Genomic DNA, 13,221 nt, shown 5'->3' with positions numbered 1-13,221 from the left:
TTTTCAAGTATCCTGCTTATCGGATGAAACGGATACATCCGTTCGTCAACCAATATCTTGGGCGGCTGTTAAGTTTAACAGTGAACGCGACTGTCTATATCACCGTAGCGGGCCGAACAGCAATCGCGCAGACCTGTCACCACTGCAGTTATCTTGCGGCAAAACGGTGGCGCGAGACCCGGTCGTCAATCACATCTGCCAAATAAGCAACGGCGGAGCTTTCACTCCGCCGCAACAGTTATCAGAAATTGTTTGGCTTCCAGCCGATATCGGCGTCATCCCAATCCGTGCTTGCAGAGCCGACACTGATATCACCCAGCGTTCTGAAGGCCAGACGCGCATTGACGGACCAGTCATTGGCGGATTCTCGAACCGAATTGATACTGCCTTCGTCCGAATAGCTGACGGTGAAGATCGTGCATTCATCCTGATAGAGAATACCGATGCGTCGTTCGCTGGAGAATTTGTTGTTCAGATCGTAATTGATAGCTCCGAACAAGGCCCAGTTATCGTCAAGACGCAGCTTGCCAGATGTCTGGATGATGTCGCGCTTGCGATCATAACCATATTCAGGCTGTGCCTTGACCTGCGTGTAACTGACTTTGCCCGAAATACGATTATCCGTATAGGCGACAGCTGTCTCGGAGCGATTGACCTCGAAACTGTCCTTGTCGAAGCGGAAGCTGGAGGAGAGCGAGAGGCCAATGGGAGCGTCAATCGCGGCCATGGCGACGTAGTCGGAACGATCCGTTTCAAGACCGGAGTCCGCGCCGGCATTCACGAGGTCATTGGACGCGAACGAGTTGGTGCCGCCGAGATGGAACGACTGACCGGCAATTCCGCGAATGCCATAGCCATTGTCAAAGGTGCCGTTGTAGCGGACACCGAGATTGGCGCGTGTGCCACCCTCGATACGGTCAAAACCCGAGAACTTGTCACGCTCGAAAAGATTGGTCGCATCGAATACAAAGGCCTGGCTGTCTTCGTTTGGAAGTTCACCGGCGTAGGATTCATTGGGCCGCACAAAAATCTGCGCAATTGGCTCAATCACGTGGTTGCTGTGCAGCGCAGTGAAGAGAACGGGATAGCGGGCTTCGAGGCCGAATGTCGCCATACCGCGCAACGATGCGTCATCATTGATTGTGCCATCATAGGATGGCACGCCCACGCCGAAGCTGTTCGTCGCCATATCGGTCCACAACGCATCGCCACGGGCTGCGACGAGAGGCGTCAGCAGCAGACCGCTATCAAACGTATAGGTGCGCTTCCATTCGGCTTCGGTGGTGAAGCGGGTGTAAGACCCTTCCAGACCGTTGAAGCGGGATGATGACCCGAGATTATACGCGTCCTGGCTTTGCCGGGTTATGCTGGTGAAGTTCGTCGTCAACGAAAGTTCGCCGCCATAGACCGGATCCGGGAAGAAGTACCGGTAGTCGAGAGCCGGGTGAACGATTGCCTGCTTGCGTTCCTTGGCCTCCGAATCATCGGTGTCCTGAACGTTGAAATAATAGGCGTTCACGTCAAAGCTGTTACGCTCCCCAAGACCGGAGAGATAGATCTTGTTGGTCTGAACGGAGTTCTTGTAATCCTTCAAACCGTAGGTTCGCGAGAAGTTGTTGTCGGTCTGCACCATGGCATCCCAACCGAAAGTCCAGCGAGGATTGATCGTGAACTCACCCTTGGACGCAATCATCGCACGCGTATCGTTCAACGAGTCGCTGGTGTTGACGTCAAAATCCTGAGGATTCATCTGGTTGATACCAGCGGCACGCACCGTGTGCGTTCCCATCTCGAACCGCTGACGCAATTCACCTTCCAGCAACAAACCTTGCGAGGTGTAATAGGTCGGGGTGACGGTGACGTCAGCTGAATCGGACAGGACCTGATAATAGGGAACGCCGATGCCGAAGCCGAGATTATCCGTCACGCTCATGCGCGGGAACAGGAAGCCCGACTTACGCTTGACGGTGTTGTCCGGGACCGTGATGAACGGAAGATAGGCAATGGATTTGCCGAAGAGCTCAAAACGAGCTTTTTCCAGCCGCACAGTGTGCGTCTTGCCGTCCTGAATGACGCGTTCAGCCTTGACCTGCCACAAAGGCGCCTTGTCAGGCCGCTCAGAGCAGGGAAGGCATGCGGTGTAAACGCCGTTGTTCAGGACCATGACGTCTTGCGAAAGACGCTCAGCGCTTTCACCGGCGATGCGGGTATTGTCAGTCGTTTCCACACGCAGCGCGTTGACAAAGCCTTGACCGAAATCGTCGGTCACATCCAGCTCATCCGCATAGATGCGGTTGCCGCCCGGCTCGATCAATTCGATATTGCCACGTGCCAGCACGCGACCAGTTCCCTGATCGTATTCGACGCGCTGGGCCACCATGCGGTAGCCGGTGTAATGCAGGCGCACGCCACCGGTCGCGATGACGCGTTCTGCATCTTTATTATAGGTCAGTTCGTTTGCTGTTAGCAGGAGTTTTGATTGGTCTTGTGGATCGCCAACAATGACGCCGTCCTCAGCAAATGAGCTTGAGGCAGTCGCCACGTATGCGCACACAGCAGCACCAGTCAGAAGGGCTGTTGTAAGCCGTCTGATATTCCCGCGGTCAAATGCCGCCACTAGCCGTCCTCCTGATGAAGCAGAATTGTCGCCCCCAATGCCAACGCTACGACGACTGGAACCCAGACCGCAACGAAGGGAGGAACGACACCGCTACTCCCGAATGCCCTTACGAGCACGGTTACTACATAAAGCACGAAGCCGGAAACGATTCCACCCAGAATCACTGAGCGAGACTGTGCAAAACGGCTGAACTTTAATGAAACAGTCGCGGCAATGAACGTCATCGCCACGAGAAGAAAAGGCATGGACAACAGGAAGTGGTACTGTGTCTCCAGCGCCTTCGAAGAAATCCCGAAAGACTGCGCTACCTCGATTTTGTGAGAAAGATCAAAAAAAGCAACAGTTTCAGGCTGCGTAAGGCGCTCCTGAACGAATTCCTGTCTCAGATTGGTACTGATTCTCGCGGTCGCTTGTCGGGTCGGCACATGACCGGGTCTGATCTCGGCCACGTCGTTAAGAAGCCAGTAACCATCTTCCAACTTCGCGGACATCGCGTCCTGCCGAAAAAGGATATTGCCGTCCTGATCGAGGTGTACGAGCACCACATCCTTCAGAAGCGTTCCGTTATCTTCAAAGCTCTTGGCGCCAATGATCGTGTCTTGGCCACCGCTGCTCTGACGCAGCCAGGGAAGGGTTTGCTGCTGACGGCCTGCATCGCCTTCATTGCGCCAACCCGATTCAACAGCCAACGACTTGCTTTCGCCCCATGCCGCGATGGGATTGAGAACCGTCACTGATAGAATGCCAAGCAGCACAGCGCCGCCGACAAACGGCAGAATGAACTGCCACGCTGAAATTCCGGCTGCCCGCGTGACCACCAGCTCGTAGCGACGATTGAGCGAGATCAGCGTCGTCATGCCAACAAACAGCGCGATGAACGGCACCGTTTGCTGAAGAATAAGCGGAAGACGCAGCGCAGTCAGACCAAGGGCCGCTGGGACGGAATATCCCGGCAGACCGGACATGCGTCGGGCTGTCTCGCTGAAATCGGCAAGAAAGATAATCGAGGATACGCCAAGCAGGAACCAGAACGTCGTCATGGCATAGCGCTTGAGGAAATAGCGGGCGAGGGTGCCAAACATCATGCGCCGTTACCTCCGGTGCCTGCTGCCGTGGACGGCGAGAACCGCTTCTGAATGTTCTGGATCGCGTTGCCAAATGCCTTTGGCAAATGGAGCTTCTTGCCGGTCAGCAAGAGGAAGGTAGCGATTGCGCCGCTGACGACAGGAACGGCGTAAACCAGCGGAATGAATGCGGCGCTTTGCTTCACCTGATTGGTGACGTAGAAACCGAGCCAGCGGAGCATGAAGGCCGTGATGAGCGCAGCCACCATCGGATGCAGCCGTGCTTCGCGGTGGGAGCGCGCATCACCAGCGACGACCAGCGAAATCAAGGCAAAAACGAAGGGAAACAGCCAATCCGCCAAACGACGATGCAGTTCCGAACGGAAGCCACCGGGTGACTTCTTGTAGCTGTCTACGGTCTCATCGGGCGACAAAAGGAAGGCGAGACTCGCATCACTCGATGAGATCGAAGGCTCGGCATCCGCCTTTTCAGACATGGTGGAGAGGTCGAAAGCGTAGGACAGGAACTTGACGACGGATACCTTGCCGTCTGGCGTCTTCTGCTGGACCTCGCCATCGCGCATCGTCAGCGACGTGCCGCCCTCATCGATCATGCCTTCCTTGGCATAATAGATCAGATCGTAATTGGGATCGCGTCTGTCCGCCACGAACAGCCCACGCAGAATGCGGCCCTGCCGCTCGCCGATCTGGACATAGAGGCCGTCCTGAATGGTGCGGAAGGTCTTTTCCTCGATGACCGAGGACAGAAGGTCGGCATAGGCCGCGGCCACCATTTGCCGCGCAGCGGTGCGGGCTGGCGGCTCCGCGAAATTGGTAATGCCGAATGAGACTAGGCTCAGAACTGCACCGAGGATGAGAATGGGCCGAACGATGATCGAGCGCGGCGCACCGGCTGCATCGATGATCGCCAGCTCCGAATCCGTGTTCATCGCTGTCAGCGTCTGCGTAATGGCAATGACCAGCGCAAATGGCAGAACAACGGGGATCAGTGTGGGCAGCAGCATGGTCGCCAGGGTGGCGAACGAACCCATGGACTGGCCGGTATCCGTGACGAGATTGATTCGCTGAAGAACCTGAATCGTCCAGATAATCGCCAGAACAGGCAGCAGCGCGACCAGAAACATCTGCGTCGCACGTCGCAATATGTATCGTTCAAGAAGCGTCATTCGGTCCCTGATGAGGTGTCTTCGTGCCGGTTCCCCCCGTGGGAACGGCTCCTATCTAGCCGCAACAATTACGGATGGCTATTCCGCCCGGCTCACAAATCTCATTTGTAAGATCATTTTTATGACCTCTGTGTCTTTTTCTTGATGAGGGTTTTTCGCCATGTCCTTCCACTGATTCACAAAATTGACACTGACAGATACGATGGCAGGGTTGCGCCGGGCTGGGAAAAGGCCATGATCGGTGGCATCCTGAAATACGATGATGAGCGAGAACATGTCCGCGAAATTTGATATATCCTTTGCCAATTCCGCCACTCTCGAAGGTGCCAGTGCATTTCTTTTGCAGGTATCTGGCGACAACGCAGCCGCCGGCCAGGCGCAGGTTGACCCTGCCCGTGTGCTTGAGAAAGCGGTCAAAGTTGCCGGTTTTGCCGCTAAATCCATGAGCGTTCTGGATGTGTTGGCACCTCAGGGTTCCGATGCAGACAGAATCGTTGTGATCGGTCTCGGCAAAGCCGCGAAACTCACGGCGCATGACTGGTTGCGTGCCGGTGGAACAGCGGCTGCCAACTTCAAGAAAGCCGAAAAAGTGGTCATCTTTCTCGATGCGTTCGGCGTTGAGGTCGATGGCAAGGCGGCGGCTGATTTTGCGCTCGGTTTGATGCTGCGGGCCTACAGCTTCGATACCTACAAGACAAAAAAGAAGTCCGACGATGAAAAGCTGCCGAAAAGCGTGGAGGTGACGATTGTAACAGCCGCCCACGCGCAGGCGAAAGCCGCGTTCGAAACGGCTGAGGCGGAGGCTGAGGGCGTTATCCTCGCCCGCGATCTTGTGAACCTTCCTCCGAATGTTCTGGGGCCGGTCGAGTTTGCCGAAAAGGCAGAAGAGTTGAAGAAACTCGGCGTTGAGGTTGAAATCCTTGGCGAAAAGGAAATGAAGAAGCTTGGCATGGGTGCGCTTTTGGGCGTTGCTCAAGGGTCCGTTCGGCCACCACGGCTCGCCATCATGCAGTGGAAAGGTGGCTCCAAGAAAGACGATCCGATTGCCTTTGTCGGCAAGGGTGTGGTGTTTGATACCGGCGGTATCTCCCTGAAACCCGGCGCTGGTATGGAAGACATGAAGGGCGACATGGGCGGAGCGGCGGCTGTGACAGGTCTGATGCACACGCTGGCTGCGCGCAAGGCAAAGGCCAATGTCATCGGCGTCATCGGCCTTGTGGAAAACATGCCTGACGGTAACGCGCAGCGTCCGGGTGATATCGTTACGTCGATGTCTGGCCAGACCATCGAGATCATCAACACGGATGCGGAAGGTCGCCTCGTTCTGGCGGATGCGCTTTGGTACACCAATGATCGCTTCAAGCCGAAATTCATTATCAACCTGGCCACCTTGACCGGCGCTATCACTGTCGCACTCGGCAATCTTCAGGCTGGCCTGTTCTCGAATGACGATGAGCTTGCAGATCGACTGACGACGGCAGGTGACACCACCCAGGAACGCTTGTGGCGCATGCCGCTGGGCAAGGATTACGACAAGATCATCGATTCGAAGTTTGCGGATATGAAGAACAGCTCTGGCCGTCTCGCCGGATCGGTTACGGCGGCCCAGTTCCTCAAGCGCTTCGTGGGTGAGACGCCTTGGGCGCATCTTGATATTGCAGGAACAGCCATGGGCTCGCCGCTCACCGAGATCAACCAGTCCTGGGGCTCCGGTTACGGCGTTCGTCTCCTCAATGAGCTTGTTCGCGCGCATTATGAGGATTGAATGTTGATGAGGAAGGGGCTGCGGGCGTTTCGATGACAGAGATACTTTTCTACCACTTGACGGAATCAAAGCTGGAAGATGCCCTGCCGCCGCTTCTCGAAAAATCTCTGGAGCGCGGCTGGAAGGTCGCGGTCCAGACCGCTGCTGTGGAGCGCCGTGATGCGCTCGACGTGCACCTTTGGACATTTCGGGATGACAGTTTCACGCCCCATGCCACCGACGCATCAGACAAGGCCGCCGATCAGCCGATCTTGCTGACGGCAACGTCTGATAATGCCAATGCGGCCAATGTCCGTTTCATCGTCGATGGTGCAGACCCTCCGGCGCTGGATGTCTATGACCGCATCGTGTTTATGTTCGATGGCTATGATGCGGCTCAACTGGAAGGTGCTCGCACCAAGTGGAAAAAGCTTAAAGGCGAAGGGCACACATTAACCTACTGGCAGCAATCACCGGAAGGTCGCTGGCAGAAGAAGGCTTGAAGCTGATCAGGCATCGCGAGGAGGATACTTCCATGGCGAAAACAACACCACCTTCGGACCAGGATACCGCGCGGCTCATGGCCGTGCGCGAAATATTGCCTCTGTCCGGTGCTGCGCAGGAGCTGAAATCGCTTTCAAGGCTGGCGAGGGAAATGTTTGGCACCTCGCGTGCAGCGGTTCACATTCTCGATGATAACTGGCTGCACATTGTCCACCAGTCTGGCGAAGAGGTCAGTGAATGCGCGCGGGATATCACCACCTGCAACGTAGTAGTTTTGACCAATGAATTGGTCGTCATTCCTGATCTTGCTGAAGAACCGCAATGGCGCTCCATGCCCTATGTTGTCGAAACTCCGCACATCCGTTTCTACGCCGGAGCGCCCATCGAGCTGGAGTCGGGGCTGGTGGTCGGTTCGTTTTGCGTTACCGATCCGAAACCGCGCCAGTTCAGCGCGGATGAGCAGGCCAATCTGAAACGGTTTGCGACGATTGCCGGTGCGCTGCTTCGATTGCAGCGGGCTAATTTCACCATGAGCCTTGCACAACGCGAGTTGCGGAATGCAGCCATGACAGATCCACTGACAGGCTTTTTCAACCGTAATGCCTTGGAGCTGGTTGTCGATGAACAGATGAGCGAGGTGTTGCGGGATAACGGAACATTCGGCGCACTTTATCTGGATATGGATGGTTTCAAATCCATCAATGATGAGCATGGCCACGATGCGGGTGATGCCGTGCTGCAGGAATCTGCTGCGCGCATCAGGCGCTGCGTCCGCTCACAGGACACTGTTGTGCGCATGGGCGGGGATGAGTTCGCCGTCTTCCTGCCGCGCCCGCAGGCACCGGAAACACTGGAGAAAATTGCTGAGCGGCTGCTGAATGCATTCCGCGAGCCTTTTGTCATCAACGGCAGAAGCGTTGTTGCCAATCTGAGCATCGGTGGTGCGATGGCCCCGCAGGCGGGCAATGACAGGGTGGCGCTATTACGGCGCGTGGATGAAGCGCTATATCAGGCCAAAAAAGAAGGGCGCAACCGATTCATCAGCCGCGCCCAGTCGTAGTGTTTATCGACGCTTTCGCTTAGTCGAAGAAGGAATCCACGAACTTGTGGCGGCCGAGCAGGAACGCATCAGCGACGTGCATGAGCGGGGCAAGATCCACGTCCGATGTGCCTGATTTGATGATCTCCGCGAAGCGTTCGTAGAGGGCGGGATATTCCCGCTCCGGCGCGGCCATCGTCTGCTCGCCGTTGATCGAGAGCTTAGCACCGCCTTCGGACAGAACCATCTGGCCCGCTTCGGTTTCCGCTACGATATCCCAGCTCTGTTTGCCCGTCTGACGCCAGTCGAACTCGGCGTGAACCGGCATCTGAGTCACGTCGGAAAAGCGGATGTCGGCAGCGATTGGCGCGTCACGGTTTTCCGGGAACTCGAGCGTCGCTTTGGTAATAAAGAGCGCGCGCGGCAGAATGTGGGTGATGATCGACAAAGCATTGATGCCGGGATCAAAAACGCCGAGGCCACCAGCCTGCCATATCCATTCCTGATTAGGATGCCAGTGGCGAACGTCTTCCTTCCAGATGACGTGCACGCTGTTGATCTTCGTGGAGGACAGGAAGCTTTTGGCGGCTTCTACAGCAGGCGCGTAGCGCGAATGCCAGCTTGCAAACAGTGAAACGCCCTTGGCATCAGCCAGTCGCGAAAGATCCTGCACTTCGGACAGTGTCGCACCTGGTGGCTTTTCCAGAAACACATGCTTGCCAGCGTTGAGCGCGGCATAGGCAGCGGTGTAACGATATTGCGGCGGCATGCAGAGAGACACGGCCTGCACATCGGGAACTGCTTCCAGCAGAGCCTCGATAGTGCCATAGGACGGCACACCTTCAACCGTACCATGACGGCTGGCAGTGGCGACCAGATCAAAATCCGGATTGGCGGCAATGGCTGGAAGGTGTTGATCGCGAACGATTTTGCCGACGCCGACGATGGCAAGTTTGGTGGCTGACATGAAAGAAAAACCCGTTTGAATGTTTCACTCGAAAAATAGTACTTTATGCAGTTCTATCAGAAACATCGGAGTCGGCAAGGCTCCGAGATGTCCATCAGTTCAAAGAGGCGACAACCATCGGCTTGTGGCTGTTTTTCTTGTAGACAAGGTGCACGACCTTGTAGCCCTCTGCCTTTAACTGGGTCAGCAGCGCCGGCAACATGGCGGCTGTGCGTCTGTGAATATCGTGCATCAATATGATGCCGCTGCCGCGATGGCGAAGCGCTGCCATGGTGCGCGATGCGACGACGGCGGGCGCATCCTTGAAGTAATCCTTCGAATCGATCTGCACATCCATGATGACCATGCCACGGTCCGAGACCATATGGCGCAGACGGCCATTGTCCGCCAGATATGGGAAGCGGAAGAATGACGCGCCGTTATCCGTCGCCTTTGAAACCGCGCTGGCACCACGGGAGACTTCCGCTAGTGCGCGATCAAAAGACAGGGCGCGCAAATTGGGGTGGCTATAAGTGTGGCTACCAACGCTGTGGCCGTCAGCAATGACCTTTTTGGCAATGTCAGGGTGAGCCTGCGCCATTTCTCCCACCATGAGGAAGGTGGCCTTGACGCCGAACTCATCCAGCGTGGCAAGAATGCTCTCGGTCTTGCCGGGCACCGGGCCATCATCGAAGCTCAGCACAACCTCCTTGTTGGCAAGGGCGATATCGTCCGCGGAGGAAACGTAAATATCACGTCCCGCAAGCCCGGCTGGGTTTCGCGGACGCATCCACGCCACGGGAGACAGAGCAACCGGATCATCTGCCTTGAGCGATGAGCCCACCGGCGCAGATGCCGCAAAGGAGGTCTTCAATGAGCCATCAACCGGCGGCTTTCCCGCGCAGGCAACAAGGCATGTGGCCAGTGCAATATTGGCCAGTATGGTTTGAAATGACATGAAAAACTCGAGGCTGGAATCACTGAAGTGTTACAGCATGGTTTCCATGATTATGGTTAATGACTGGTTACTTCCGGGCGGTCTTAGAATAACGCCGATGAACGACAGCACCTAAGAGCCGATTATCCGGCCATTGCTTCTTCATATTCGCTTGAGAGCATCAACCACTGCTCTTCCGCGTCCGCGAGTTTGCTGGCAGCTTCGCCCCGTTCCTTCACTTTCAACGCGGCTTTGGCAGGCGCCTTCTCGTAAAGGCTTGGATCGCCAAGTTCCTTATCAAGCGCCTGAATCAGCTTCTCAAGCTTTGCCGTCAAGGATTCAATATCGTTGATCTTTTTCTTCAATGGGGCCAGCGCGGCGCGCTTTTCAGCATTAGCCTTGCGCTGGTCTGCTTTCGAAGCGCCGTCTAAGACGACTTCAATTTTTTCGTCTTTTTTTTTACCCGAAGAGACAATCAGATCTCGGTATTCATCCATATCGCCTTCGAAGGTCGTCACCGTGCCGTTGTTGACGAGCCAGAGGCGGTCGACGGTGGCTTCGATCAGGTGGCGATCATGCGAGATGAGAATGACGGCGCCATTATAGTCGTTCAACGCCTCGATCAGCGCACGACGGCTATCGATATCAAGGTGGTTGGTCGGCTCATCGAGAATGAGCAGGTTCGGCGCGTGAAACGCTGCAAGGCCCATCAGAAGGCGCGCCTTTTCGCCACCGGACAGATCCTTGGCGGGCGTTGCCATTTTTTCCGTTGCGAGACCCATCTGCGCCACGCGGGCACGGACCTTGGCTTCCGGTGCCTGGGGCATCAGCTTGCGCACATGCTCGACCGGGTTTTCTTCCGGCACAAGATCATCCAGCTGGTGCTGAGCGAAGAAGCCGATCTTCAGCGCTGGTGCCAGCCGCAAATCGCCGCTTTCAGGTGCGAGACGACCGGAGATGAACTTGGCGAAGGTGGACTTGCCGTTACCGTTAGAACCCAGAAGCGCGATGCGGTCATCGTTGTCGATGCGCAGGTTCAAGCCTTTGAGGATAGGGTTGCCCGGCTCATATCCCACCGCACCGCCATTGATAGCAACGATAGGCGAGGCGGGCTGCTTTTCCGGTTCAGGGAAGGTGATCGGCTGAACGTGATCTTCGATGACGGATGACACGGTTCCCATACGCTCCAGCGCCTTTACACGGCTCTGGGCCTGCTTTGCCTTGGAGGCTTTCGCCTTGAAACGGTCGATGAAGCTCTGCAAGTGCTTGCGGGCGGCATCGTTCTTGACCTTGGCTTTTGTCTGTAACTCGTCAGCTTCAGCCTTCTGGCGCTCGAACTGGTCGTATCCGCCGCGATAGAAGGTCAGCTTCTTCTGGTCCAGATGCACGATGGCGTTAACGGCATTGTTCAACAGGTCGCGGTCATGGCTGATGATGATGACCGTATAGGGATAGCGGCGGATGTAATCTTCCAGCCAGAGCGTGCCTTCAAGGTCGAGATAGTTGGTAGGCTCATCGAGCAGCAGAAGGTCAGGCTCGGCAAACAGAACGGAAGCCAGCGCCACGCGCATGCGCCAGCCGCCGGAAAAGGAAGATGCGGGGCGAAGCTGGGCTTCCTGATCAAAGCCCAGACCAGCCAGAATGCTGGATGCACGCGCTTCGGCGGAATGCGCATCGATATCGACAAGGCGCATCTGGATATCTGCGATGCGGCCCGGATCTGTTGCGGTCTCTGCTTCCAGCATCAGTGCAGCACGCTCCTTGTCGGCAGCCAGCACGATGTCGATCAGGCTTTCTTCCGTTGCGGGGGCTTCCTGAGCCACCTGTCCGAGGCGCGCATTCTTGGGAATGAAGACAGAGCCTGTCTCTGCCCCCAGATCGCCGGTAATGACGCGGAACAGCGTGGATTTACCCGCACCATTGCGGCCAACGAGGCCAGCCTTGGTGCCAGTGGGCAGCGAAACGCTGGCGTGGTCGAGGAGCAAGCGCCCGGCAATACGGGCGGAAACGTCTGAAATGGTAATCATGCCGCCGTTTTGGCCGAACTCAACTCCGAACGCAAGAGCGCGAAAGCCAAAGTATCAACCGCTTTTATCCGCCGATCTGTAGCAGGTAACTGTTGCGGGAGCGTTGAGCCACTTCACGGCTGTAGGGAACAACGCAGTTTCGAGCTCCGCTGCGAGCTGTCAGAAGTGCCAGCTCGGCATTTCCGTACAGTTCCGCCGCGCTGATCGTGCCCTCCGAAGCGGCCACCCCGATGGACACTGTGAGGCGTTCGCCATCGCCTTCCCTGCTAGCGAAACGAAGATTTTCCACCGTGTGGCGCAGGCGTTCGGCGATGCTGAGAGCCGTGTTTTGTGACACGCCAGAAAACAGGAAGGCAAACTCATTGCCTTCGATCCGCGCTGCGAAATCGTCTTTCTTGATCGATTTGCGAAACAGGGCGGCCAGTCGCCGCAAGGCCTTGTTGCCAGCAACGGTGCCGTATTTCTCGTTGATGTCCCTGAAATGATCGATATTCACGAGTGCGAGGCAGACGGATGTGTTGGTTTCTGCCTGGAAAAGGTCTGCGAGCTTGCCCAGAAAGGCTGGGCGGTTCGGCAATGCTGTCAGGGCGTCTTTGAGTGATGCTGCCCTAAGCTGCGTGCTGCGCTCTTCCTGATCAATGATTTTTTCCAGACCCTGTCGCACGAAATTATGCAGACTTGCCTGCTCGTGATGAACGTCGAGAAGCAGCTCGGCCAGATATTCCGGCGTGACATGCTCCCGCGGTCGGTCGGTTAGATTTGTCAAAAGCGCATCGGAGCGCTCCAGAGCGGCCGTGAGCCTCGCCGCGATCTGGGCGATCATGATCGCTGCTTCCGATGCCGCCTCCGACGCCGCAAGGCGCGAAAAGCTGGGCAGATTGTGTTTCTGGCCGATCATGTCGATGTCATGCTGCTGCGGCGCATTGCCCAGCGCCAGCACATCCTGGCCCATGGCTGCATTGTGCCCGCTCAGCACCTCAAAGAATAGTTCGTAATTACGCGGCAGCGGCGCAAGGTTCATTTTCGAGATGAACTGCGTCACCTTCGTCACAACAAGGCTGCCTTTGGATGTGTCCCTGATAGTGCTGACGGTTTGTGAAGCCATGCCCCCGCATCTCCATGAATATGAACTGCCGATTGGCGCGGCACGTTG

At 56.3% G+C, this 13,221-nt stretch carries 10 protein-coding genes; 3 read left to right on the top strand and 7 right to left on the bottom strand.

Annotated elements, in window-relative coordinates:
- Positions 1-241 precede the first annotated feature (241 nt).
- From IFT53_RS00270 to lptF, 3 genes are read right to left on the bottom strand one after another with little or no spacing between them, the layout of a single operon-like run.
- Positions 242-2,617, bottom strand: a complete 2,376-nt coding sequence (locus IFT53_RS00270; protein WP_192063769.1) for an LPS assembly protein LptD — start codon at positions 2,615-2,617, stop codon at positions 242-244.
- Positions 2,617-3,705 (bottom strand): LPS export ABC transporter permease LptG, encoded by a 1,089-nt coding sequence (lptG, locus tag IFT53_RS00265; protein ID WP_192063770.1) that lies wholly within the window; start codon positions 3,703-3,705, stop codon positions 2,617-2,619. The genes IFT53_RS00270 and lptG overlap by 1 nt, the downstream gene beginning before the upstream one ends.
- Positions 3,702-4,871 (bottom strand): LPS export ABC transporter permease LptF, encoded by a 1,170-nt coding sequence (lptF, locus tag IFT53_RS00260; RefSeq protein WP_192063771.1) that lies wholly within the window; start codon positions 4,869-4,871, stop codon positions 3,702-3,704. The genes lptG and lptF overlap by 4 nt, the downstream gene beginning before the upstream one ends.
- A gap of 274 nt (positions 4,872-5,145) precedes the next feature.
- On the opposite strand from lptF, the gene IFT53_RS00255 reads away from it, so the two are divergent.
- The 3 genes from IFT53_RS00255 to IFT53_RS00245 are packed head-to-tail and all read left to right on the top strand — an operon-like array spanning position 5,146 to position 8,179.
- Complete coding sequence (locus IFT53_RS00255) at positions 5,146-6,636, top strand: leucyl aminopeptidase (RefSeq protein ID WP_192063772.1); 1,491 nt, start codon at positions 5,146-5,148, stop codon at positions 6,634-6,636.
- A gap of 32 nt (positions 6,637-6,668) precedes the next feature.
- Positions 6,669-7,118, top strand: a complete 450-nt coding sequence (locus tag IFT53_RS00250) for a DNA polymerase III subunit chi (RefSeq protein WP_192063773.1) — start codon at positions 6,669-6,671, stop codon at positions 7,116-7,118.
- A gap of 32 nt (positions 7,119-7,150) precedes the next feature.
- A complete protein-coding gene (locus IFT53_RS00245; RefSeq protein ID WP_192063774.1) occupies positions 7,151-8,179 on the top strand; it encodes a GGDEF domain-containing protein in 1,029 nt (342 codons plus the stop codon).
- Between the two features lie 19 nt (positions 8,180-8,198).
- Here IFT53_RS00245 and IFT53_RS00240 read toward each other — a convergent pair whose 3' ends face one another.
- From IFT53_RS00240 to IFT53_RS00225, 4 genes are all read right to left on the bottom strand, one after another.
- The gene (locus tag IFT53_RS00240; RefSeq protein ID WP_192063775.1) at positions 8,199-9,125 is read right to left on the bottom strand and encodes a Gfo/Idh/MocA family protein; all 927 of its coding nucleotides are present in this window, start codon (positions 9,123-9,125) and stop codon (positions 8,199-8,201) included.
- Between the two features lie 94 nt (positions 9,126-9,219).
- The gene (locus tag IFT53_RS00235; protein ID WP_192063776.1) at positions 9,220-10,062 is read right to left on the bottom strand and encodes a polysaccharide deacetylase family protein; all 843 of its coding nucleotides are present in this window, start codon (positions 10,060-10,062) and stop codon (positions 9,220-9,222) included.
- Between the two features lie 122 nt (positions 10,063-10,184).
- Positions 10,185-12,068, bottom strand: coding sequence for an ABC-F family ATP-binding cassette domain-containing protein (locus IFT53_RS00230; protein ID WP_192063777.1), 1,884 nt, complete (start codon positions 12,066-12,068; stop codon positions 10,185-10,187).
- A gap of 64 nt (positions 12,069-12,132) precedes the next feature.
- Positions 12,133-13,173, bottom strand: a complete 1,041-nt coding sequence (locus tag IFT53_RS00225; protein ID WP_244656212.1) for a GGDEF domain-containing protein — start codon at positions 13,171-13,173, stop codon at positions 12,133-12,135.
- Positions 13,174-13,221: the final 48 nt, after the last annotated feature.

It is taken from the genome of Rhizobium sp. CFBP 13644 (genome assembly GCF_014842165.1).
Taxonomy (GTDB): Bacteria; Pseudomonadota; Alphaproteobacteria; order Rhizobiales; family Rhizobiaceae; genus Agrobacterium; species Agrobacterium tumefaciens_C.
The sequence above is the reverse complement of the archived record's forward strand: the minus strand, read 5'-3'. Positions and strand labels throughout refer to the sequence as shown.

Bases quoted from the DNA above. Each gene is read 5' to 3' on its own strand.
- lptG (WP_192063770.1), bottom strand. From the start codon at position 3,705: ATGATGTTTGGCACCCTCGCCCGCTATTTCCTCAAGCGCTATGCCATG.
- lptF (WP_192063771.1), bottom strand. From the start codon at position 4,871: ATGACGCTTCTTGAACGATACATATTGCGACGTGCGACGCAGATGTTT.
- IFT53_RS00255 (WP_192063772.1), top strand. From the start codon at position 5,146: ATGTCCGCGAAATTTGATATATCCTTTGCCAATTCCGCCACTCTCGAA.
- IFT53_RS00250 (WP_192063773.1), top strand. From the start codon at position 6,669: ATGACAGAGATACTTTTCTACCACTTGACGGAATCAAAGCTGGAAGAT.
- IFT53_RS00245 (WP_192063774.1), top strand. From the start codon at position 7,151: ATGGCGAAAACAACACCACCTTCGGACCAGGATACCGCGCGGCTCATG.
- IFT53_RS00240 (WP_192063775.1), bottom strand. From the start codon at position 9,125: ATGTCAGCCACCAAACTTGCCATCGTCGGCGTCGGCAAAATCGTTCGC.
- IFT53_RS00235 (WP_192063776.1), bottom strand. From the start codon at position 10,062: ATGTCATTTCAAACCATACTGGCCAATATTGCACTGGCCACATGCCTT.
- IFT53_RS00230 (WP_192063777.1), bottom strand. From the start codon at position 12,068: ATGATTACCATTTCAGACGTTTCCGCCCGTATTGCCGGGCGCTTGCTC.
- IFT53_RS00225 (WP_244656212.1), bottom strand. From the start codon at position 13,173: ATGGCTTCACAAACCGTCAGCACTATCAGGGACACATCCAAAGGCAGC.